The following is a 21,565-nucleotide window of genomic DNA, read 5'->3' as shown; positions in this document are numbered from 1 at the left end:
CGGAAGACGCTTACGTTCGTTTCACCGCCGCGCTCTATCCTGAGCGGCGTGAACGCCAAACGCATGACTGTCGTGGGGGCCGCGCTGGCCGCCACCGCCGCTGTCGCCTACGCGCAGCTGGGCGGGTACACCCCGGTGAACCTGAGCAGCAGCAAGGAAGGCAAGAGCCTCATTCAGGTGCTGAACGACCTGAACCGCTACTACCTGTACCCCGTGGATCAGGACAAGGTGCTGCGCGGCGCCATCACCGGCGCGCTGGGCAGCCTGGGCGACGAATTCACGTACTACAGCGAACCCGAGGACAACGCCATCGACGCCGCGAACCTCCAGGGCGAGTTCTACGGGATCGGCGTGACGCTGGTCGCCGCGAACGCCGACGGCACCGGCGGGAAGATCGACAACGTCTTCAAGACCGGCGCGGCCTCCACCGCTGGGGTGCAGATCGGGGACGTGTTCCTGAAGATCGGCGACAAGGACGTGACCGGCGCGAAACTGAACGAGATCGTGCGTCTCGTGCGTGGCGAGAAGGGCACCCAGGTCAACGTGACCTTCGCCCGCGACGGCAAGCCGTACACCGTGAAGATGGAACGCCAGCCGGTGCAGATCGTCAGCGTGGAATCCACCGTGCTGCCCGGAGGCGTCGGGTACATCGCGCTGAACACCTTCTACAACGAGAAGGCCAGCGAGCAGTTCCGCGCCGCCGTGGCCGACATGAAGAAGAAGAACGTGCAGAAACTGATCCTGGACCTGCGCGACAACGGCGGCGGCCTGCTGAACGCCGGGGTGGACGTCGCCGACCAGTTCCTGGGCAGCGGTCCGATCGTCAGCCTGCGCGACCGCGCGAAGAACACCCAGGTGTTCGGCAGCGCCACCAACCGCCCCACCGACTACACCGGCAAACTGGTCGTCCTGGTGAACAAGAACAGCGCCAGCGCCAGCGAGGTCGTGTCCGGCGCGCTGCAGGACACGGGCCGCGCGCAGGTCATCGGCGAGCAGACCTTCGGCAAGGGCGTCGCGCAGACCCCCATCACCCTGCCCGACGGCGGCAAGGCGGCCATCGTGTCCAACGAGTGGCTGACCCCCAAGGGCCGCCAGATCCACAAGAAGGGCGTCACGCCCGACATTGAAGTCAAGGATACCCGCTACACCACTCCCGTGAACTTCAGCGGCAGCGGCGTGAAACCCGGCGAGACCCTCACCCTGACTCTCGAGGGCAAACCCGTGACCGTCACCGCCGACAAGGACGGGAAGTTCAGCTACACCGGCGAGGTCAAGCGCCCCACCCGCAGCGCCCAGCAGGGCGAGGCCGTCGTGGACGTGCAGGGCGACGCCATCCTGAAGAAGGCCATCGAGGTGCTCGGGCAGTAATCCGTCCATCACGGCACAGCGGGGGGCGGTTCTCCAGACTGGGGGCCACTCCCTGCCGTTCCTGAAGACGGCCCCACCCGCGTTTTAACCGATGTGTAACCCCGCGTGGGCAGACTGCGCGCATGAACAAGACCCTGTCCATCCTGGCACTCACCGGCTCCCTGGTCCTGGGCGGTCTGGTCGGCTACGACATCCACCAGCGCAGTGAGACACCCACCACCGCGGCGCCCGCCCCGGCCGAGAGTGCGACGACCGGCGCGCCCGCCCGCCAGGGGCAGATGGTGCAGACCCTCGCGCAGCCGTACGACAGCGCCCGGGCCCGCACGGAATCCGAGGCCAACACCGTGCAGGTCGTCAGGGAGCGCCGCGACGGCCTGGTGTACATCAGCGTCACGGAACGCGACAGCAGCAGCGCCCAGGCCCAGCTGCGCCAGCGCCTCCAGCAGCAGCTCCCCTTCGGCTTCGGCGATGGTGGCGGGCAGGAGCAGACCGGGACCGGCAGCGGCTTCTTCGTGACGGGCAGCGGTGACATCATCACGAACAACCACGTCGTGGAGGGCGCGAGCGAGATCACGGTCCGCCTGCACGGCAGCAAGAAGACGTACACGGCGAAGGTCGTCGCCCGCGCGCCGGACTTCGACCTCGCCCTGATCCGCGCCGAGGGCGTGCCCAGCAGCGAGATCCGGGCGCTGCCGCTGGGGGACAGCGACCAGCTGGACGTGGGCCTGAAGGCCATCGCCATGGGCGCCCCGTTCGGTCTGGACTTCAGCGTGTCCGAGGGCATCATCAGCAGCCTGGAACGGCAGGTGCCGGTCGGCACGAAGGGCGTGAACCAGAACGTCATCCAGACCGACGCCGCCATCAACCCCGGCAACAGCGGCGGCCCACTCCTGAACAGCGCCGGGCAGGTCATCGGCGTGAACACCCAGATCCTCACCGGGGGGATCGGCCAGAGCGCCGGGGTGGGCTTCGCGATCCCCGTGAACACCGTCAAGAAACTCCTGCCGGAGTTGCAGGCGGGGAAGGGCACCGTCATCCAGACGCCCAGCCTGGGCGTCGGCATCGGTGACGTGGCCAGCCTGAGTGCCGACGAGCGCAAGCAGGCCAAGCTGCCCGACCAGGGCGTCCTGATCGGCCGGGTGTACCAGGGCAGCCCCGCCGCCGCCGCCGGTCTGAAGGGCAGCCGCACGGTCACCGACGAGTCCAACGGGGAGCGCACCACCCTGCCCGGCGACGTGATCACCGCCGTGGACGGCCAGCCCATCACGGGCGTGGAGGAGCTGCCGCAGCAGATCATCAGCCGCAGGATCGGCGAGACCGTCACCCTGACCGTCATCCGCGACGGGCAGCCGCGTGACGTGAAGGTCACCCTGAAGGCCTTCGATCTGGCGGCCGCCGCGCAGCGCGAGGACGCGCAGGGGCAGTAAGTTCCCCGGCCCAGGTTCACCACGGCAGTCTCGACCAGCTCAGATTGCCCCTGAGTTGTGACGTGACTGCCGTGTCAGCCGCTTTCTCATGGAAGCCAGGAGGCCGCTCCCTGCTGCGCCGCCCACCCCGCTGTCCGGCCTGTCTGGGCACATGAGGGCCGTGAGCGGCGCGCCGCTATGCCGGGAACGGTGTGGGACTGTACTATTTGACCTGTTAACTGGAATCACTTCCACTCTCGTTCCACGACCGTTCCACCGGAGGCTCCCCTTCCATGACCATTCCACGATCCAGCGGCGTCCTGCTGCACCCCACCAGCCTTCCCGGCCCTTTCGGAATCGGCGAACTCGGCCAGTACGCCCGCGCGTTCGTCGACTGGCTCGCCCTGGCCGGCCAGAAGTACTGGCAGGTCATGCCCCTGGGCCCCACCGGGTACGGCGACAGCCCCTACCAGGCGTTCAGCGCCTTCGCCGGGAACCCCTACCTGATCGACCTGAACGCCCTGCGCGAACACGGCCTGCTGGAGGACAAGGACTTCAACGTCCTGCCCGAATTCAACCCCGGCAAGGTCGACTTCGGCCAGCAGTACGTGTGGCGTAACCAGATGCTGGAACGCGCCTACGCCCGCTACGCCTTCGGGGACGCCCAGCACCTGAAGCCCGACTTCGACGCCTTCAAGGCCGAGGAAGCCGACTGGCTCGACGACTACGCCCTGTTCATGGCGCTGAAGAACGCCCACGGCGGCCTGCCCTGGAACGCCTGGGAACCCGGCACCCGCGACCGCGACCCCCAGGTGATCGCCAGCGCCCGCACCCGCCTGAAAGAAGAGATCGAACGGGTGAAGTTCATCCAGTTCCTGTTCTTCCGCCAGTGGACGGTCCTGCGCCGCTACGCCGCCGAGAAGGGCATCGAGATCATCGGGGACATCCCGATCTTCGTCGCCATGGACAGCAGCGACGCCTGGGCGAACCGCGACCAGTTCTACTTCGATGACCAGGGCCAGCCCACCGTCGTCGCGGGCGTCCCGCCGGACTACTTCAGCGAGACCGGGCAGCTGTGGGGCAACCCCCTGTACAACTGGGACGTCATGGACAGGGACGGCTACCAGTGGTGGATCAAGCGCTTCCAGGGCAGCCTGAAACTGTTCGACGTGATCCGCATCGACCACTTCCGGGGCTTCGCGGCCTCCTGGGAGATCCCGTTCCCCGCCGAGACCGCCATTCACGGCCAGTGGATGCCCGCCAGGGGGCACGAGATGTTCGAGGCCGTCCGGAACGCCCTGGGCACCCTGCCGATCATCGCGGAGGACCTGGGCGTCATCACGCCCGACGTGGAGACACTCCGCGACGACTTCGACTTCCCCGGCATGGCCGTCCTCCAGTTCGCGTTCGGTGGCGGGGACTTCAGCGTGAACGACTTCCTGCCCCACAACCTCCGGGAGAACCAGGTCGTGTACACCGGCACGCACGACAACGACACCACGCGCGGCTGGTGGCGGAACGCCGACGAACTCGAACGGCACAACTTCCGCGTGTACACCAGCAGCGACCCCACCGAGGACACCTTCGCGGCGCAACTGACCCGCATGGCCTTCGAGAGCCGCGCCCGGCTGGCCGTCGTGCCCCTCCAGGACCTGCTGAACCTCGGCACCGAGGCCCGCATGAACCTCCCCGGCACGACGGGACAGCACAACTGGACCTGGCGGTACGCCGCGGCTGACCTCCGCCCAGACCTCGCCCGCAGCCTGCGGGACCTGACCGAGGCGACCGGACGGTAAGGAGCGGGAACGGTTGACAGCTGATGGTTGATAGCGAGGCGAACCACCTCCTCTCAACCATCAACCGTTCACCATCCACTACCCTGTGGGGCATGAAGCTCTACACGAAGACGGGGGACGGCGGTACGACCGGCCTGTACGGCGCGGACCGCGTCAGCAAGGCGAACATCCGCGTGGAAGCGTACGGCACGGTGGACGAACTGAACAGCGCCATCGGCGTGGCCCGCGCGCACGGCCCCAGTGCCGAGATGGACGCCGACCTCGAGTACCTCCAGAACGCCCTGTTCGATGTCGGGGCCGACCTCGCCACCCGCAGCGGCACCACGTACGAGAAGAAGATCAGCCGCATGGACGAGCAGGACACCGCGTTCATCGAGGCGATGATCGACCGCTACCAGGAAGGCGCGCCACCCTTCACGGGCTTCGTGCACCCCGGCGGCACTCCGGTCGCCGCGAGCCTGCACGTGGCCCGCACGGTCGCCCGCCGCGCCGAACGCGAGGTGATCCGCCTCCTGCACGAGGAGGACGCCAACGCGCACGTGCAGGTGTACCTGAACCGCCTGTCGGACCTGCTGTTCGTCATGGCCCGCGCCGCGAACCAGGCCGCCGGGATCGGGGAACACGCGTGGCTGGTCAAGGGCCGCCGCTGAACGAGTGAATGACACGGGAGCGACGGCAGTTGACCGTTGCTCGCCTTCATGCCTGAATTATTCCAGCGCCTTGCCGCAGTGCGGGCAACAGGCCACCGTTTCCTGCTGGCGCAGGCGCGAGAGTTCCTCGGCGAAGCCGCTGGCGATCATGCCCGCCGGGAGGGCCACCATGCCCACCCCGAACAGCATGATCAGTCCAGCCGCGGCCTTGCCCAGCGGCGTGGCGGGGTACACGTCGCCGTACCCGGTGGTGGTCAGGGTCACGACGGCCCACCACAGTGCCTGCGGGATGCTCTCGAAACCCTTGGTCCCCGCACTGGATTCCACCTGGTACAGCAGGCTCGCGGCGATGAACACGAGGACCAGCACGATCAGCACGGTGGACAGCAGTTCCCCGGTCCGCTGGCGGATGACCCGCCCGATCAGTTGCAGCGAGTCCGAGTACCGGCCCAGCTTCAGCAGGCTCAGGAGTTTCAGCAGGCGCAGGCCGCGCAGGCTGGCCAGGGCAGTTGTGGCAGGCACCATGAGCGAGATCAGGACCAGCAGGTCGATCAGCGGCAGTGGCGAGGTCGCGTACCGCAGGTACGAACGGGGGGTGCCGTCGAAGCCGGGCCGCAGCGGCGTGACGTACAGCCGCCCCAGGTACTCCAGGCCGAACACGAACGCGCACACGTAGTCGAACGCACGGATGGCCGGCCCATACTCCCGCGCAACGTCCGGGACGGTGCCCAGGATCGTCACGGCGATCGTCAGCAGGATCAGCGTGACCAGCAGCGCATTGAACAGCCGCTCGGCGGGGCCCGCGCCGTCACTCGGATCGAGGAACGAGTGCAGGTTCTCCCGGAAGGTCCTGGGCGCGCTCATCCGGGCAGCACCACATGCGGCGCGAAGGTGGCGCGGTTGTCCGTCACGCGTGAGCGTCCCTCTCGGATGCCCAGGCCGCACACCTCATCCCCGGCGACCCACACGCCCAGCACCGGGTACCTGGGGCCGTCCGGGGCCTGCGCGGTGGGCAGTTCGGTGTACGCCTGCTCGACCACGGGCAGGTCGGCGTACGCGCCGGGCGTGCTGGCCTCGCCGGGCAGCTGCACGTTCTGTCCCTCGCGGGAGTACAGCGGCTTGCGCACCACGTCCGCCCCCAGCGCGCCGGACGTGAGCGTGGCGGGCAGCAGGTTCGGGTGCCCGGGGTTCAGCTCGTGCAGCAGCGCCAGCAGGCCCTTGCTGCCGGTGACGGCCTTCCACAGTGGCTCGATGAAGCGCGTGCCGGTGCTCGCCAGGAACGCCGAGTCGCGGGACTCCCACGCGAACTCGAACGGCCACAGCCACATCAGCCCCCGGATGGGCAGACTCCAGGTGTCCAGCAGGTAGGGTTCGGTGGGACTGGTGCCCAGGTCCTCGGTGAAGATGAATGACGTGCGCAGGCCCGCTGCCCCGGCCAGTTCACGCAGGTACGTGACGGTCGCGGCGTCCTCCTCGACGCGGGCGCTGGAGAAGGCCACCTCATGAACGCCCCGCGCGGCTTTCAGGTGCGCCCACTGTTCGGTCAGGCCCTCATGAATGGTGTTCCACTGGGTTGCCCCTGCGGGCAGCTCGCCGCGCGCCTGCTGGTCTTCGAGCCACTGCCACTGACTGACCGCCGCCTCCAGCAGACTGGTGGGGGTCTGCGCGTTGACCTCCAGCAGCTTCACGCCGCTGTGGCCGTCGTAGGCAAGGTCCAGGCGCATATACACCGTCGGATCATCTTGTTCCCAGGAGTCCCGCACGGCGCTGTGCAGGAACGCCGGGATGCCCAGTTCCGCCAGCCGCCCACGTTCGATGGCGTGCCCGGTCGCTTCCAGCACCAGGTTCGTCAGTTCCTGACTGGCGGACCGGATCTGCTCGATCTGGTCGGTCGTGAAGGCGTAGTACCCGTCCTCGCTCCAGTACGGCACCGGATGCTCGGGCGTGGGAGCGAACCACGTGAAGCCCACCTCGCGCAGCCGCGCCTCCCAGTCCGGGCGGGGTGTCACGGTGCGCCGGATCATCCGCCGTACCCGCTGCCCGTGCTGCTCGCGCGGGCCGAGGTGGTGAACCCACCCCGCGACACGCCCGACGCAGAGTTCACACTTTGCGTGGAGGTCGTGCGGCTGGCCGTCCGGGCCGCGACACCCGCCACGACCGCCTTGGCCACCTTGCTCGTGCTCTTCCCGGTCTTCAGCTTGACGCTGTCGTGGTCGCAGTCGATCTCTCCGTCGAGTTCGAGTTCACAGCCGTCCGGGACGGTCTGCGCGCCGTACTGGGCGTACGGCTGGTTGACCTGCTGCGCGGGCTGATTCGCACACGACGCGATCAGGGCGGGGAGGACGGCGGTCATCAGGGGCAGGCTGAATTCTCTGGGCATGGGGGCTCCGGCGCGCGCCAGTAGGGGAGCACGCAAAGAAAGAGTGGGACGGGTGGACGGAGATTCAGCCGCCGAAGCTGCCCGAGCGGCTGCCGGACATGAAGCCACCCCGGCTGACGGGCGCCTTGAAGTTGCCGTACGAGCCGCGCTTGCTGTCGTACGTCAGGCCCGCGCCGGACACCTTGCCCAGGCGGTCGTAGCCGACGTAGCGGGTGGTGCCGCTCACGACCCGCACGTACGGGCCGTAGTACCCGCCGCCCGTGCGGTACACGCAGGGGTTGCTCAGGCCCCGGTCGATCAGGACGCGGTTGGCGATCAGGCACTGCTCATAGCTGCTGTAGCTGGTGCGGGAATACCGGTCCAGGTCGTTCCCGCAGGAGGCCAGCAGGACGGGCAGCGCCGCCATCAGTGGCAGGGTGAAGGACTTGCTCATGCGTCACATTACGGCGCGAGTCGCGCTCGGGTTGCACAACTTCGCAGGGTCCCCGCGATCACCCGCCCGCCCGCGCCTGCCTGCGCGGCACTCAGGCCGCCGTGACCGAGCAGCAGCGCGTTCGGTGCCTCGCCCAGCGTGTAGGTGTCCAGGGGGGTGACATGTACGCCCTGTGCGGCCAGTTCCGCCGCCACGTCCCGGGCAGGTATGGCCGGATGGAGGTGCAAGCACACGTGCAGGCCCGCCTCGATGCCGCCCAGGTGCGCCACGCCTTCCAGACCGTCCAGCGATTCAGTCAGCGCCGCGCGGACCTGCGCGTGCCAGCGACGAGAGCGGCGGATGTGGCGGTCCACGTGCCCGCCGGTCAGCAGGTGCGTCAGGGCCGCCTGCACCTGAACGGGCGGCCCGAAGTCCAGCAGCGTCCGCGCCCGCACCAGCCGCGAGAGCAGCGGCGGGGCCGCCACCACGAACCCCGTCCGCACCGAGGGGGTCAGCACCTTGCTCAGTGTGCCCAGGTACAGCACGCGCCCTCCCGCGCCCGTCTGCGCCGCCAGCGCGGCCAGGGGCGGCAGCGGGGGCGCACCGTAGCGGAACTCGCCGTCGTAGTCGTCCTCGACGATCAGCGCGTCGTGCCGCGCCGCCCACTCCAGCAGCGCCAGCCGCCGGGGCAGGCACATGCGGCCCCCCAGCGGGAACTGGTGGCTGGGCGTCACGTACACCAGCCGCGCGGCTGGCGTGTCCGCGTTCACGATCAGGCCGTCGCCGTCCACCGGGACGGGAACGACCTCGTGCCCGGCGTCCAGCAGCACCTGCCGCGCCGCGCGGTACCCCGGATTCTCCATCAGCACCCGCGACCCCGGCGGCAGCACCGAGCGCACGATCAGGTTCAGGGCGTGCAGCGTCCCGCCCGTCACCAGGACGTCCTCGGCCTGCGCGCCCAGTCCCCGCTGCCGCCCCACGAACGCCGCCAGGGCCGCCCGCAGCCGGTGCTCGCCCGCCGGGTCGGCGTAGTCCCCGCTGACGGGTTCGCGGGCCGCATCCGACCAGGCCTGCCGCCACGCCCGCAGGTCCAGGGTGGCGGTCCCGGTCACGCCCACCCGGAAGTCCAGACCCGGGCGCGGGTCTGGGCCGTCCACCGGCAGTGGCGGGATACCCGGCAGCCACGCGGGAACACCTGCTGCCCCCGTCGGGGCGTCCGGGACGGGGGCGGGCGTCTCGTCGCGCACGCGGGTGCCGCGCCCCACCTCGGCCTGCGCGGTGCCGTCCGCGAGCAGTTCCGCGTACGCCGCCTCCACCACGCCCCGCGTGACTCCCAGCGTCCGCGCCAGCGTCCGCGTGCCGGGCAGTGGCGTGCCCCCCGGCAGCAGCCCCGACAGGACCGCCTCGCGGATCTGCCGGGCCAGCTGCGCGTGCAACGCCTCGGTCTGGTCGCGGCGCAGGTCCAGCGGAAACGGCAGTTCATCCGTCCGGGCGGGCAGTGGCCCCCGGGTATGAGCAGAAAGTGGAGCTTTCACGGGGGCCACCATGTCCTTACTCTACGCCCATGACTGACGCCCGTGACCTCCGACCCATCCCGCCCGCGCAGGCGCAGACGGCCCTTCCGGCCCTGCGCACGCTGCGGCCCGACTCGCCCCACACCGCCACGCCGGACACCCTGCGCGCCTTCCTGAGTGCCACCGGGCCCGAGGGCTACGCGCTGGTCGGCGCGTTCGAACCGGGCCGCGAGGAGGCCGCCGCCGTCGCCGGATACCGCGTCATGCACCTGCTGTACGCCGGACGCACGCTGTACGTGGACGACCTGAGCACCCTCCCCGAATTCCGTGGGCGCGGCCACGCCCGCGCGCTCCTGCACTGGCTGGACGCCCGTGCCCGCGACCTGGACTGCGCGGAACTCCACCTCGACGCCGGGGTGGGGGAGACCCGCCACGCCGCCCACCGCCTGTACCACCGCGCCGGAATGAACATCACCGCGTACCACTTCAGCCTCCCGCTGGGTCGGGGGACGGCGTGACGCGGCATCCGTCTGTTGCGTTCACAACCCGGAACACCACCGGGTGGCTCACTCCACGCCCGGACTCCGCTTTGCTCCCGCTCGCATCCGCTCGGATTGAGCTGGTTTTGCAAACCATTCAATCGGAGTTGCTATGACCCGCACCGTCGGCATCCTGATCTTCGACGGCATCGAGGTCCTTGACCTCGGCGGTCCCTTCGAGGTCCTGAGTGTCGCCACGCGACTGGCCGGACGCGACGGCGAGGCGGCGCCCTTCCAGCCGGTCCTGATCGGCGCGACCGATGCCCCGGCGATCGGGCGCGGGGGGTTCCGGGTGCTCCCGCACGCCACCCTCGCCGATCACCCGCCGCTGGACGTGCTGATCGTGCCCGGCGGCGTGATGGACGCCCCCCTGGCCGACCCGCGCGTGCGTGCGTGGGTGCGTGCGCAATCGGCGCGGGTGGAGGTGCTCGCCTCGATCTGCACCGGTGCGTTCCTGCTGGCCTCTGAGGGCCTGCTGGACGGCCGGCGCGTCACCACCCACTGGGAGGATCAGGCGGACCTTCAGGTGCGGTTCCCGGCGCTGACGGTCGTGCCGGACGTCGCCTGGGTGGACACGGGCGCGGTGGTCACGTCGGGTGGGATCAGTGCGGGCATCGACATGACCCTGCACCTCGTCGGGCGGCTGCACTCGCGTGCGCTGGCGGACCGCGCCGCCCGCCAGATGGAATTCCGCCCGACAGGCCAGGGACTGCTGGATGGGGTGACGGCGTGAGCGGCTTCTACGACCCCGCGCAGCGCGACCCCAGTGTCAGCCGCCGCCCGCAGAACCGCCGGGACGACGCCTGGATCGAGGATCTGTTGCTGCGGGTGCCGCTGGGCCGCGTGGCGACCGTGTACCGGGGTGAAGACGGCCGGGTGTGGCCCTTCGTGACCCCGCTGGCCTTCGCGTACCGGCCCGGGTCGCGTGACCTCGTGTACCACACGAATGTCGTGGGCCGCCTGCGCGCGAACACCGAGCAGGCAGAGGCAGAGGGCCACCCCGCGACCTTCGAGGTCACCGAGACCGGCGCGCTGCTGCCCAGCAATTCCCCGCTGGAACTCAGCGTGCAGTACCGCAGCGCCATGGTGTTCGGCACGGCCCGCCTCCTGCACGGCGAGGATGCCCGCGCGGCCCTGACGACCCTCAGCGAGCGGGTGTTTCCTGGCCTGCGCGTCGGCACGCACACCCGGCCCATCACGGACGCCGATCTGGCCCGCACCGCCGTCTACGCCCTGAGTATCGAGCGCTGGAGCGGCAAGGAGAACTGGGCGGACGGCGCCGCGCAGGAGGCGGGCTGGCCCGCCCTGCCCCCTCACCTCGCCGCGCCCTTCCTGCCGGGGAGCCGCGCGTGACTCGCCGCGACGCACTAGACATGTTCCTGCTCTCGGCGTTCTGGGGCGTGTCGTTCCTGCTCATCCGCCTGAGCGGCGAGGTGTTCCCGCCCGTGTGGGTGGCGCTGCTACGCTCCGTGTTCGGCGCGGCGGTGCTGCTGCTCGCGCTGCGGCTGGGCCGCCACACCCTGCCGCCCGCCCGGCTGTGGAAACCGCTGCTGCTGGTCGCGCTGTTCAACAACGTGATTCCCTGGTCGTTCTTCGCGTGGGGCGAGCAGACTGTGAGCAGCAACATCGCGGCGATCATCAACGCCACCACGCCCCTGTTCGCGCTGCTGATCGGCCTGACCCTGCGCGACACCCGCCTGAGTGGCCTGACGCTGGGCGGCGTGCTGCTGGGCCTCGGCGGCGTGGCCCTCACGGTGTCGGGCGGGCTGGGCGGCGGGCACGCCACGCTGCACGGCGTGATCATCCTGCTGCTCGCCAGCCTGGGGTACGCCATCGCCACCACCATCGCCAAACGCACCCTGGGCGGCCTGAACCCGGTAGGGCTGGCCACCACGCAGCTGGGTCTCAGCAGCGTCATGCTGTTCCCGGTCGCGTTGATCGGCCCTGCCCCTGCCCCCCTGACCCTGACCGCCGTGGGTGCCGCCCTCTTCCTGGGCGTGGTCGGCAGCGGACTGGCGTACCTGCTGTACTACGGCCTGCTGGCCCGCGTCAGCCCCACCCAGGTCACCGCCGTCACGTACGCCCTGCCCGTCTGGGGGTTGGGCTGGGCCGCGCTGGCCGGGGAGCCCGTCGGGCCGATGTCCGTGCTGGGGGTGCTCGTGGTGCTCGCGGGGCTGGGCCTGATCAACCTGCCACCCCGCGCGAAACGCGTTCCGGGGGCTGTGAGCTCTGAACTGTGAGGGTCGCGGAGGCGCGGTCTGCCCAGAGCTGACGGGCTCAGGATCACAGCCTCTCGTACCGACTCCTGCCGATTGCCAGGAGAACCCGCCTGTCCACCTGCCGCGTGCCATGATCGTGTCCCCTGGACACCCGGGCACCTGACCGGGCCGCAGGGCCTACACTGTCGCATCCCGCCTGCGCTCCCGCGCGGCCAGTTCACATCACCCCGCCCCTCTTTCCACCCCCGCACGGAGGACTCCCCGCATGACCTCAACCCAGAGCAAGTGGCTCGAAGCCGAACTGAAGTTTGATAGCCGCGTGGTCGGCAAGCACGAGGTCGTCATGACCCGCGGGCAGGGCAGCGTCGTCTGGGACGAGTCGGGCCGCTCGTACATCGACTGCGTCGCCGGGTATGGCGTGGCGAACATCGGTCACTGCCACCCGGACGTCGTGAAGGCCATCAGGGATCAGGCCGAGCGCCTGCTCGTGATGCCCCAGAGCCTTCCCAACGACAAACGCGCCGAGTTCCTGACCGAACTGGTCGGCGTGACCCCCGCCGGGCTCGACCGGGTGTTCCTGTGCAACAGCGGCACCGAGGCCATGGAGGCCGCGAAGAAATTTGCCATCACCGCCACGGGCCGCAAGCGGTTCGTGAGCATGAAGCGCGGCTTCTCGGGCCGCAGCCTGGGTGCGCTGGCGTTCACCTGGGAACCCAAGTACCGCGAGCCCTTCGGTGAAGCCGTGGACAACCGCAACGTGGACTTCGTGACGTACGGCAACATCGAGGAACTGCGCGCCGCGATCACCGATGAAACGGCCGCCGTGATCCTCGAACCCGTGCAGGGCGAGGGTGGCGTGCGCCCTGCCAGCCCCGAATTCATCCAGGAGGCCCGCCGCCTGACGCAGGAGAAGGGCGCGCTGCTGATCCTCGACGAGATCCAGACCGGCTTCTGCCGCACCGGGAAGATGTTCGCTGCCGAGCACTACGGCGTGGTCCCCGACGGCATGACCCTGGCGAAGGCCATGGCGGGCGGCGTGCCCATCGGTGCGTTCGTGATGACCGCCGACGTCGCCGACCGCATGCCCGCCGGGGGGCACGGCGGCACGTTCGGTGGGAACCCCCTGGCGATGGCCGCCGGGGTCGCCGCGATCCGCGCCATGAAACGCGAGGGCATGGCCGAGCAGGCCCGCGAGAAGGGCGCGTACTTCATGGAAAAACTCCGCGGGATCCAGAGCCCCAAGATCCGCGAGGTGCGCGGCCTGGGCCTGATGATCGGTGTGGAACTGAAAGAAAAGAGCGCCCCCTACATCCACGCGCTGGAACATGAGGAAGGGGTGCTGACCCTCCAGGCGACACCACTGGTCGTGCGGTTCCTGCCGCCGGTCACGATCAGCCGCGAGCAGATCGACACGGTGGTGGCCGCGTTCGAACGGGTTCTGAACAGCGTAAATCCCCGCGCCGAGCGTCAGGCGGAGCTGGCCGCCGCGCAGAAGGAGCAGACCCAGACCGAGTAAGATCAGCGGCCCAGCCCCACGCCGACCCGGCCGGGTCGGCGTGGGGCTGTGTCTGTTCCTCCGGGCGCGCGCCCCGGCCAGCCGTCACAGCCGCGTGGTCGCGCAGGCAGGGGGGTGGTCCTGACCGGGGGCGGGTGACCTGAATGGATGAGATTGCAGATTTGATGAGAGGCGCCTTGGGCCCAGGTACAGCGTCAGACTGGGGGACGAGCAAGCTGTGGGAGCGGACCGGCCCCCTTTGTCCAGCTGGATCGGACGGATGGAGCCCCTGAGTCTGACGGAGACTTCATGAAGCTCAATCTGTCCAGTGAACGTGCACAATCCTCAATCACGGGCGCGTGAACTTCCTTACACTGCCTGCGATGAAGGTCTGGGCCGCAGGAATCACCGCTGGAACCGTCGCGCTCCTCGTGGGGGGAGCGCTCGCGGTTGCCGCCACGCAGAACACCACCACCCTCGCCCCCGGCCTGCGCATCGCCGGGACGGACGTGAGCGGCATGACCCGTGAGCAGGCCCTGGCCGCTGTGGGCAGCCGCGCCGCGACCCCACCGCAGGTGACCGTCACCGCCGGAAAGAACACCTGGACACTCGGCGCCGAGAAACTCGGCTGGCACGCCGACGCGCAGACCAGCGTGGACGCTGCCCTGAAGATCACCCAGGAACGCGGCGTGCTGGAAAAACTTCAGGGCATGATCGGTCAGGCGCCCACCCAGGACATCCCCCTGACGGCCGCCGTGGACCCCGCGAAGGCCCGGGCCACCCTCACCACCCTGACCGCCGGGCTGAACACGGCCCCGAGGAACGCCAGCGTGTACTTCGACAAGGTCAGCAAACGCTACGCCGTGAAGGCCGACGCGCCCGGCCTGAGCGCCGACGTGACCGGCGCCGTGAACACCTACGTCGCCACGCCCAGCCTGACCAGCCTGAAGGTCGCGCTGAAGGCCACCCCCGCGAAACTCACGGCCGCGACCCTTAAGACCTACGTGGACCAGGGCAACGCCATCGCCCGGCCCTTCACCGTGACCCTCAGCGGCACGGCCCGCAAGGGCGGCCTGACCGCGTTGCAGGTCGCGGACCTGTACTGGGTGCGCGACAGCGGCATCGAACCCGACGAGAAGACCCTCAAAGCCGCGTTCGGCCGCCTGACCGACGCCATCGACCAGCCCGCCCTGAATGCCCGTTACGTCCTGCAGGGCGGCAAGCTGGTCAAGGCGAAGGAGAAGGCCGGACTGGTCACGGACCGCGCCGCCGCGTACGCCCTGTTCCGCAAGGCGGTGCTGGACCCCGCGGTGAAGACCGTGGTGTTCCCCAGCAAGGCCGATCAGCCCACCCTGACCATCGACAGACTGCCCGCCGCGGACAAGCTTCAGCTGATCGCCGTTGGGAAGAGCACGTACTACGGCAGCAGCGCCGCGCGCCGCACGAACGTCGCCAACGCCGCCGCCAAGATCAACGGCGCCGTCGTGCCGTCCGGGGAGGTCTTCAGCTTCCTGAACTCCCTGGGTGGCATCGACGCCTCGAACGGCTTCGTGGGCGGCCTGATCATCAGTGGGGGCCGCACCGTGGACGGCCTGGGCGGCGGCGTGTGCCAGGTCAGCACCACCGTGTTCCGCGCGCTGTACCAGGCGGGCCTGCCGGTCATCGAACGCAACCAGCACTCCTACCGCGTCGGGTACTACGAGCCGCAGGTGGGCTTCGAGGCCGCCGTGTACGACCCGGGCCTGGACCTGCGCCTGAAGAACGACACGACCGCCCCGATCCTGATCAAGGCGAACAATGACAACGCCAGGAGCACCCTGACCGTCGAGGTCTGGGGCGTCAAGCCGCAGCGGACCGTGACCGTCAGCCCCGCCGTGATCACCTCGCGCGTGCCGCACCCCGCCCCCAAGTACGTGGTGAACACCGCCCTGCGCCCCGGCGTGGTCCGGCAGGTCGACTGGGCCTCCGACGGGTACAGCCTCTACATCACCCGCACCATCAAGGACGCCAGTGGCGTGCGCACCGACAAGGTCAGCACCGTGTACAAGGCCTGGCAGGCGGTGTACGAAACCGGACCCAGGAGTTGATAGTCGAGAGTTGATGGTTGATGGAGTTCAATTCCATCAACCATCAACTTTTGACGTTCACCGCACCACACGAACGGCCGTTTGTTCCTCGGGCCGGAACGCCCGGCGGTCTAGACGCGCCTTGCACCCGGTTCAGGCCGGGGCCTATGGTGGGGCCATGAGCGCGGCGATTGTGGTGGTACTTCTTAGCATCGGGGGAGTCCGAGGCTAGGCGTACTGCCGACCCGCACACCCCCACCCACACCCGGGTGGGGGTTTTTCATACCAGCGCAGGCACGGAGGAGACCATGGCAGACAACGGCAAGCAGCACGCCCCGCACCGGGGCGACATGACCGGCGCGAAGGCCCTGTGGGCGACCCTCGCGAACCACGGCATCAGCACCGTGTTCGGGTACCCCGGCGGGGCGATCATGCCCGTGTACGACGCCCTGACCTTCTACCCCGAGGTCCGTCACGTCCTGACCCGTCACGAGCAGGGTGCCGCCCACGCCGCCGAAGGCTGGGCCAAGGCGACCGGCGAGATCGGCGTGTGCATGGCCACCAGTGGCCCCGGCGCCACGAACCTCGTGACCGGACTGGCCGACGCGATGCTGGACAGCGTGCCGCTGCTGGCGATCACCGGGAACGTCGCGTCGCACCTGATGGGCACCGACGCCTTCCAGGAGGCTGACATCACCGGCATCACCCTGCCCATCACGAAACACAACTACGTGGTGCGTGACGTCGAGGAACTGCCCCGCATCGTTGCCGAGGCCATCCGCATTGCCCGCTCCGGCCGCCCCGGGCCGGTGCTGGTGGACATTCCCAAGGACATCCAGCTGGCCGCCTTCCACGGTGAGATTCCGTCCCCGCACGCCCGCCCCGAGGCGCCCGCGCCCAGCGCCGAGAGCATCGAGCGTGCCCTGGACCTTCTCCGGGCCGCGAGGAAGCCCGTGATCATGGCCGGCGGCGGCAGCCTGGACGCCAGCGCCGAGATCACCGCCCTGGCCCGCGCCTGGGACATCCCGGTCATCACGACCCTGATGGGCCTGGGGGCGTTCCCCAGCAGTGATCCGCTGTGGCTGGGCATGCCCGGCATGCACGGCAGCGTCGCCGCGAACCGCGCGATCAGCGAGGCGGACGTGCTGCTCGGCATCGGCCTGCGCTTCGACGACCGCGTGACCGGCCGCGTGAACGGCTTCGCGCCGAACGCCGCGATCATTCACGTGGAACTCGACGCCGCCGAGATCGGCAAGATCATCCGCACGCACGTGCCCGTGCGGGGCGACGCCCGGCAGGCCGCGCTGCTGCTCGCCGAGGGCGCCCAGCCCACCCCCCGCCCCGAATGGACCGCGCAGATTCAGGAGTGGAAGGGCCGCACCGTCCCCCCCGAAACCTACGGCGCCGGGTACGCCGTGAAGGCCGTCGTGGACCGCCTGCGCCCCGACGACATCCTGAGTTCCGACGTGGGACAGCACCAGATGCTCGCCGCGCAGCTCGCCCGCTTCGAGAAGCCCCGCCGCTGGATCAACTCCGGCGGGCTGGGCACCATGGGCTTCGGCCTGCCCGCCGCGATTGGCGCCGGCATGGCCGAGCCCGGCGTGCGCTCGGTGGTCATCGCCGGGGACGGCGGCTTCCAGATGACCGCGCAGGAACTCGCGACGCTGAAGATGTACGACGTCCGCAACGTCAAGATCTGCATCATCAACAACTCGTTCCTGGGCATGGTCCGCCAGTGGCAGGAACTGTTCCACGAGAAGCGCTACAGCGAGGTCTGGCTGGGTGACAGCAACCCCGACTTCATCAAACTCGCCGACGCCTACGACGTGCCCGGCTACCGCGCCACCACCGCCGAGGAACTTCCCGCCGCCATCGACGCGTGGCTCAGCGACCCCAGGAGCGCCCTGCTGGAAGTCGTCGTGCCGCACGAGCACGGCGTGTTCCCCATGGTGCCCGCCGGGGCCGCGCTGTACGAGATGATCGAGACCGAACCCGTCAAGAGCCCCGACCTGTCCGCGCAGATGCAAGGCGCCGCCGAGGAGGCCAGCGAAGCATGACCGACGTTCAAGACCACCTGCTGTCCATCCTGGTGCGCGACGAACCCCGCGTTCTGACCCGCATCACCGCCCTGTTCGGCCGCCGCGGCTACAACATCCGCAGCCTCTCGGTCGGCAGCACCGAACACCCCGGCGTGTCCCGCATGACCATCGTCGTCAGCGGCGACCGTGGCGTGGTCGAACAGGCCATCCGTCAGCTGGAGAAACTGCACGACGTGGTGCGCATCATCGACCACAGCCTCGAGAAGTACGTGGACCGCGAACTGGTCCTCGTGAAGGTCGCCATCACCCCCGAGAGCCGCGTGGAGGTCCGCCAGATCGCCGAGGACTTCCGCAGCCGCATCGTGGACGTCGGCCGCCACGCCCTCACCTTCGAGGTCACCGGCGACGAGGGCAAGATCACCGCGTTCATCGAGCAGATGCGCCCCTTCGGCATCCTGGAAACCATGCGCACCGGCCGCATCGCCCTGACCCGAGGCAGCAACGCCGACATCCCCGCCCACGTCTACCACGAGGGCGAAACGCAGGCCCTGCAACCTACCCTGGAAGTCCAGCCGCGCGAGGAACGCGCCCGCCACGTCCCCAATCTGTTCTAGGTCGATGGTTGAAAGTGGATAGTTGAAAGAAAACCGATCAACTATCCACTATCAACGCCCCCTGAACCCGCCTAGTCCACACCCTGCCCCCACTCACTTTCTGTAGGAGAATCCCGAACATGGCTGCAAAAATGTACTACGACCGAGACGTCAGCACCGCCCCCATCGAGAACAAGCTGATCGCCATCATCGGCTACGGCAGCCAGGCGCACGCCCACGCCCAGAACCTGCGCGACAGCGGCTTCAACGTCGTCGTCGGCCTGCGCGACGGCAGCGCCAGCCGCGCCAAGGCCGAACAGGCCGGACTGCGCGTCGCCAGCATCGAGGACGCCACCAAGGAAGCCGACGTGATCATGCTCCTGATCCCCGACGAGCAGCAGCCCAAGGTGTACGAGCAGAGCATCGCCCCGCACCTCAGCGCCGGGAAGGCCCTGGCGTTCGGGCACGGCTTCAACGTGCACTTCGGCCGCATCACGCCCCCCGCCGACGTGGACGTGTTCCTCGTGGCCCCCAAAGGCCCCGGCCACATGCTCCGCCGCGTCTACGCCGACGGTGCGGGCATGCCCGGCATCTTCGCCGTGCAGCAGGACGCCACCGGCCACGCCCGTGACATCGCCCTGGCGTACGCGAACGGCATCGGCTGCACCCGCGCCGGGGTGCTGGAAACCACCTTCAAGGAAGAGACCGAGACCGACCTGTTCGGCGAGCAGAGCGTCCTGTGCGGCGGCGTCACCCACCTGATCCAGGCGGGCTTCGAGACCCTGGTGGAAGCCGGGTACCAGCCCGAAATCGCGTACTTCGAGACCCTGCACGAAGTCAAGCTGATCGTCGACCTGATCTACGAGAAGGGCTTCGAAGGCATGCGACACAGCATCAGCAACACCGCCGAGTTCGGCGACTACGTCACCGGCCCCCGCGTCGTGACCGCCGAGACGAAAGCCGAGATGGGCCGTGTCCTCCAGGATATCCAGACCGGCAAGTTCGCCGAGCGCTTTATCGCCGACGCCGAGGCCGGCTTCCCCTTCATGGAGGAGCAGCGCGGCAAGATGCGCGACCACACCCTGGAAGTCGTTGGGAAGGAACTGCGCGACAAGATGCCCTTCATCAACAAGAAGGCGCTGGAAGTCTAACCGCAGGGCACGGGAAGGGGCCGGGGGCAGCGACGCCCACCGGCCCCTCTTCTTGTGTGGATCAGCCTGGAACGGCGGTGCTCGTGCAGGCCAGTGCCCGGTCCAGTCGTTCGAGCAGCAGGTCCACCTCGGCAGGCGTGATGCTCAGGGGCGGCCCCAGCAGCAGGTGATCGCCCAGCACGCCGTCCACCGCACCGGAGCCGGGGTAGGTCAGCAGGCCCTCCTCGCGGGCGGCGGCGGCCACCCGGTCAGCCAGTCCGGGCCGCGCGAGGGCCTGCCCGGTGGCCGGGTCGCCCAGCACGACGCCCAGCAGCAGTCCCTGACCGCGCACCGCCAGGACCTGCGGGTGCCGGTCCTTGAGGATTTTCAGACCCGCCAGGAGCTGCGCGCCGTGCTCGCGGGCCGCGTGCACCAGCTCCTCATGCTCGACGATGTCCAGCACGCTCAGGCCCGCTGCCACGCTGACCGGATGCCCGGCGTACGTGAAGCCGTGCTTGAATGCCCCGCTGCCACCCATGACCGTGCCGTACACCTCGGGGCTGGCCATCAGGCCTGCCAGGGGCGCGTAGCCCGCCGCGAGGCCCTTGCCCAGCACCACGATGTCCGGCGTGACGTCCCCGCCCAGCCGCACGGCCAGCGGCGCGCCGCAGCGGCCCATGCCGCTCATGACCTCGTCCGCGACGAACAGCACGCCGTACTCCCGGCAGATCGCCGCGATCCGCGCGTGATACCCGGCGTTCGGGGCGAGCGCCGCGTCCGACGCACCCACCACCGGCTCGCAGATGAACGCCGCGACGGACTCCGGCCCGGCCGCCTCCAGCACCGCGCGCAGCCGCTCGGCGTCCTCCTCGCCACTCAGGGTCGGGTCGGGTTTCGGCATCTTCGGCCAGGCGTCCTCGCGGATCAGGGGCGCGTACACCTCGCGCCGCGCACCCATCCCCGACGCCGCCAGCGCGCCCAGCGACGCCCCGTGGTAACTGGGCACCCGCGTGATCACCTTGAAGCGCCCCGGCTCGCCCCGCTCCACGTGGTACTGCCGGGCGAGTTTGATGGCACTCTCGTTCGCCTCGGAGCCGCCCGACACCGCCCAGAAGCGGAATGCGGGCAGGTTCAGGAACGCCGCGAGACGCGACGCGTACTCCTCCAGCACGTCACTCGTGAACTGCGAGCCGTGCACGAACGCCAGCCGCGACGCCTGAGCGGCCATCGCCTGCGCCACGGCCGCGCGCCCATGCCCGATGTTCGCCACGAGCGCCCCGGACGACCCGTCCAGCAACGACCGGCCATCCTGCGTCTCGATGAACACGCCCCCGGCGCGCACGGCGACCGGATACGACTTGCTGCTGCGGTAGAACACGTTCGACATAGAAATCCTTTCCAGCCCGCGCGGGGGCCGGGCATTTACCAGGTGTCGCCGCCGCCGGGAGGAGGCCACGCCCCCAGCGCCTGCCGCACCGTGACCACCTGCCCGAAGTGATGCGCGGTGTGCAGCGCCATGTCGGCCAGCAGCTCGCCGATGGTCTCCTCGTGGTTCACGGGGTTGGACAGGTCCGGGCGGGCCGCGTGCGGGTCGATGCGGGCCAGCAGCTCGTAGAACTCGTTCTTCACGCGCGGCCAGTCACTCGCCGGCACCCCGGGCCAGGTGTCCGCCGCGTGCTTCGGGTACGGCTGGGCCTGACCCATCTCGATGATGTCCAGCATCCAGCGGTTCCACCAGTTCACGTGTGCCACGAGCTGCGCGACACTGTGCGGCAGCCCCGCCGGGCGGGTGGTGGCCTGCTCGTCGGTCAGGCCGCTCAGGGACGCCTCGACGCCCACGAACGCCTGCCCCCCCCGGAACAGTTTCGGCAGGAGCCGGGCGAACGCGAGCTGCGAGCGTTGATTGCGAGAGTCATCCGTCATGCGACCAGTGTCCCAGATTGCGGCGAGAAACGAGA

The 21,565-nt window shown here is 69.5% G+C and carries 20 protein-coding genes; 13 read left to right on the top strand and 7 right to left on the bottom strand.

Features of this window, described 5'->3' with window-relative positions; translation table 11 throughout:
* Positions 1–48: 48 nt before the first annotated feature.
* From SY84_RS01355 to SY84_RS01340, 4 genes are all read left to right on the top strand, one after another.
* Positions 49–1,368, top strand: a complete 1,320-nt coding sequence (locus SY84_RS01355; RefSeq protein ID WP_046842491.1) for a S41 family peptidase — start codon at positions 49–51, stop codon at positions 1,366–1,368.
* 122 nt (positions 1,369–1,490) lie between these two features.
* Positions 1,491–2,795: a S1C family serine protease gene (locus SY84_RS01350; protein ID WP_046842490.1), complete on the top strand. Its 1,305-nt coding sequence runs from the start codon at positions 1,491–1,493 to the stop codon at positions 2,793–2,795.
* A gap of 272 nt (positions 2,796–3,067) precedes the next feature.
* Positions 3,068–4,570 (top strand): 4-alpha-glucanotransferase, encoded by a 1,503-nt coding sequence (gene malQ / locus SY84_RS01345; protein ID WP_046842489.1) that lies wholly within the window; start codon positions 3,068–3,070, stop codon positions 4,568–4,570.
* Between the two features lie 92 nt (positions 4,571–4,662).
* Positions 4,663–5,220 carry a cob(I)yrinic acid a,c-diamide adenosyltransferase gene (locus SY84_RS01340; RefSeq protein ID WP_046842488.1) on the top strand — a complete coding sequence of 186 codons (558 nt, stop codon included), beginning with the start codon at positions 4,663–4,665 and terminating at the stop codon, positions 5,218–5,220.
* Between the two features lie 57 nt (positions 5,221–5,277).
* Here the strand turns inward: SY84_RS01340 and SY84_RS01335 are convergent, their stop codons facing one another.
* The 5 genes from SY84_RS01335 to SY84_RS01315 all read right to left on the bottom strand — a co-directional run bounded on the left by SY84_RS01335 (position 5,278) and on the right by SY84_RS01315 (position 9,559).
* On the bottom strand, positions 5,278–6,084 hold the full coding sequence (locus tag SY84_RS01335; protein WP_046842487.1) for an ion transporter: 807 nt from the start codon (positions 6,082–6,084) through the stop codon (positions 5,278–5,280).
* Positions 6,081–7,244: a glutathionylspermidine synthase family protein gene (locus tag SY84_RS01330; RefSeq protein ID WP_046842486.1), complete on the bottom strand. Its 1,164-nt coding sequence runs from the start codon at positions 7,242–7,244 to the stop codon at positions 6,081–6,083. Before SY84_RS01330 ends, SY84_RS01335 begins: the two co-directional genes overlap by 4 nt.
* Positions 7,241–7,573, bottom strand: a complete 333-nt coding sequence (locus SY84_RS01325; RefSeq protein ID WP_046842485.1) for a hypothetical protein — start codon at positions 7,571–7,573, stop codon at positions 7,241–7,243. The genes SY84_RS01330 and SY84_RS01325 overlap by 4 nt, the downstream gene beginning before the upstream one ends.
* Positions 7,574–7,664: 91 nt before the next feature.
* A complete protein-coding gene (locus tag SY84_RS01320) occupies positions 7,665–8,033 on the bottom strand; it encodes a hypothetical protein (protein ID WP_046842484.1) in 369 nt (122 codons plus the stop codon).
* Positions 8,034–8,041: 8 nt separating this feature from the next.
* Positions 8,042–9,559, bottom strand: a complete 1,518-nt coding sequence (locus tag SY84_RS01315; RefSeq protein WP_052750996.1) for a PLP-dependent aminotransferase family protein — start codon at positions 9,557–9,559, stop codon at positions 8,042–8,044.
* A gap of 17 nt (positions 9,560–9,576) precedes the next feature.
* On the opposite strand from SY84_RS01315, the gene SY84_RS01310 reads away from it, so the two are divergent.
* The 9 genes from SY84_RS01310 to ilvC all read left to right on the top strand — a co-directional run bounded on the left by SY84_RS01310 (position 9,577) and on the right by ilvC (position 19,628).
* Positions 9,577–10,044: a GNAT family N-acetyltransferase gene (locus SY84_RS01310; protein WP_046842483.1), complete on the top strand. Its 468-nt coding sequence runs from the start codon at positions 9,577–9,579 to the stop codon at positions 10,042–10,044.
* Positions 10,045–10,177: 133 nt separating this feature from the next.
* Positions 10,178–10,798, top strand: coding sequence for a DJ-1/PfpI family protein (locus tag SY84_RS01305; protein WP_046842482.1), 621 nt, complete (start codon positions 10,178–10,180; stop codon positions 10,796–10,798).
* On the top strand, positions 10,795–11,418 hold the full coding sequence (locus SY84_RS01300; protein ID WP_046842481.1) for a pyridoxamine 5'-phosphate oxidase family protein: 624 nt from the start codon (positions 10,795–10,797) through the stop codon (positions 11,416–11,418). Before SY84_RS01305 ends, SY84_RS01300 begins: the two co-directional genes overlap by 4 nt.
* Positions 11,415–12,305: a DMT family transporter gene (locus tag SY84_RS01295; RefSeq protein WP_052750995.1), complete on the top strand. Its 891-nt coding sequence runs from the start codon at positions 11,415–11,417 to the stop codon at positions 12,303–12,305. Before SY84_RS01300 ends, SY84_RS01295 begins: the two co-directional genes overlap by 4 nt.
* Before the next feature lie 244 nt (positions 12,306–12,549).
* Positions 12,550–13,800, top strand: a complete 1,251-nt coding sequence (locus SY84_RS01290) for an acetylornithine/succinylornithine family transaminase (protein ID WP_046842479.1) — start codon at positions 12,550–12,552, stop codon at positions 13,798–13,800.
* A gap of 362 nt (positions 13,801–14,162) precedes the next feature.
* Positions 14,163–15,866 carry a VanW family protein gene (locus SY84_RS01285; RefSeq protein ID WP_046842478.1) on the top strand — a complete coding sequence of 568 codons (1,704 nt, stop codon included), beginning with the start codon at positions 14,163–14,165 and terminating at the stop codon, positions 15,864–15,866.
* 287 nt (positions 15,867–16,153) lie between these two features.
* A complete protein-coding gene (ilvB, locus tag SY84_RS01280) occupies positions 16,154–17,902 on the top strand; it encodes a biosynthetic-type acetolactate synthase large subunit (RefSeq protein WP_046842477.1) in 1,749 nt (582 codons plus the stop codon).
* The gene (gene ilvN, locus SY84_RS01275; RefSeq protein ID WP_046842476.1) at positions 17,899–18,498 is read left to right on the top strand and encodes an acetolactate synthase small subunit; all 600 of its coding nucleotides are present in this window, start codon (positions 17,899–17,901) and stop codon (positions 18,496–18,498) included. Before ilvB ends, ilvN begins: the two co-directional genes overlap by 4 nt.
* A 119-nt stretch (positions 18,499–18,617) precedes the next feature.
* Positions 18,618–19,628 (top strand): ketol-acid reductoisomerase, encoded by a 1,011-nt coding sequence (ilvC, locus tag SY84_RS01270; protein WP_046842475.1) that lies wholly within the window; start codon positions 18,618–18,620, stop codon positions 19,626–19,628.
* 61 nt (positions 19,629–19,689) lie between these two features.
* Here the strand turns inward: ilvC and SY84_RS01265 are convergent, their stop codons facing one another.
* The gene (locus tag SY84_RS01265; protein ID WP_046842474.1) at positions 19,690–20,994 is read right to left on the bottom strand and encodes an aspartate aminotransferase family protein; all 1,305 of its coding nucleotides are present in this window, start codon (positions 20,992–20,994) and stop codon (positions 19,690–19,692) included.
* A gap of 35 nt (positions 20,995–21,029) precedes the next feature.
* Positions 21,030–21,530, bottom strand: a complete 501-nt coding sequence (locus SY84_RS01260; protein WP_046842473.1) for a DinB family protein — start codon at positions 21,528–21,530, stop codon at positions 21,030–21,032.
* Between the last annotated feature and the right edge of the window lie 35 nt (positions 21,531–21,565).

Origin of the sequence: Deinococcus soli (ex Cha et al. 2016), from assembly GCF_001007995.1 — a bacterium.
Classification (GTDB): domain Bacteria; phylum Deinococcota; class Deinococci; order Deinococcales; family Deinococcaceae; genus Deinococcus; species Deinococcus soli.
The sequence above is the reverse complement of the archived record's forward strand: the minus strand, read 5'-3'. Positions and strand labels throughout refer to the sequence as shown.

Excerpts from the sequence above, each read along its gene's own strand:
- SY84_RS01350 (WP_046842490.1), top strand. The coding sequence starts at position 1,491 with ATGAACAAGACCCTGTCCATCCTGGCACTCACCGGCTCCCTGGTCCTG.
- malQ (WP_046842489.1), top strand. The coding sequence starts at position 3,068 with ATGACCATTCCACGATCCAGCGGCGTCCTGCTGCACCCCACCAGCCTT.
- SY84_RS01340 (WP_046842488.1), top strand. The coding sequence starts at position 4,663 with ATGAAGCTCTACACGAAGACGGGGGACGGCGGTACGACCGGCCTGTAC.
- SY84_RS01335 (WP_046842487.1), bottom strand. The coding sequence starts at position 6,084 with ATGAGCGCGCCCAGGACCTTCCGGGAGAACCTGCACTCGTTCCTCGAT.
- SY84_RS01330 (WP_046842486.1), bottom strand. The coding sequence starts at position 7,244 with ATGATCCGGCGCACCGTGACACCCCGCCCGGACTGGGAGGCGCGGCTG.
- SY84_RS01325 (WP_046842485.1), bottom strand. The coding sequence starts at position 7,573 with ATGACCGCCGTCCTCCCCGCCCTGATCGCGTCGTGTGCGAATCAGCCC.
- SY84_RS01320 (WP_046842484.1), bottom strand. The coding sequence starts at position 8,033 with ATGAGCAAGTCCTTCACCCTGCCACTGATGGCGGCGCTGCCCGTCCTG.
- SY84_RS01315 (WP_052750996.1), bottom strand. The coding sequence starts at position 9,559 with ATGGTGGCCCCCGTGAAAGCTCCACTTTCTGCTCATACCCGGGGGCCA.
- SY84_RS01310 (WP_046842483.1), top strand. The coding sequence starts at position 9,577 with ATGACTGACGCCCGTGACCTCCGACCCATCCCGCCCGCGCAGGCGCAG.
- SY84_RS01305 (WP_046842482.1), top strand. The coding sequence starts at position 10,178 with ATGACCCGCACCGTCGGCATCCTGATCTTCGACGGCATCGAGGTCCTT.
- SY84_RS01290 (WP_046842479.1), top strand. The coding sequence starts at position 12,550 with ATGACCTCAACCCAGAGCAAGTGGCTCGAAGCCGAACTGAAGTTTGAT.
- SY84_RS01285 (WP_046842478.1), top strand. The coding sequence starts at position 14,163 with ATGAAGGTCTGGGCCGCAGGAATCACCGCTGGAACCGTCGCGCTCCTC.
- ilvB (WP_046842477.1), top strand. The coding sequence starts at position 16,154 with ATGGCAGACAACGGCAAGCAGCACGCCCCGCACCGGGGCGACATGACC.
- ilvN (WP_046842476.1), top strand. The coding sequence starts at position 17,899 with ATGACCGACGTTCAAGACCACCTGCTGTCCATCCTGGTGCGCGACGAA.
- ilvC (WP_046842475.1), top strand. The coding sequence starts at position 18,618 with ATGGCTGCAAAAATGTACTACGACCGAGACGTCAGCACCGCCCCCATC.
- SY84_RS01265 (WP_046842474.1), bottom strand. The coding sequence starts at position 20,994 with ATGTCGAACGTGTTCTACCGCAGCAGCAAGTCGTATCCGGTCGCCGTG.
- SY84_RS01260 (WP_046842473.1), bottom strand. The coding sequence starts at position 21,530 with ATGACGGATGACTCTCGCAATCAACGCTCGCAGCTCGCGTTCGCCCGG.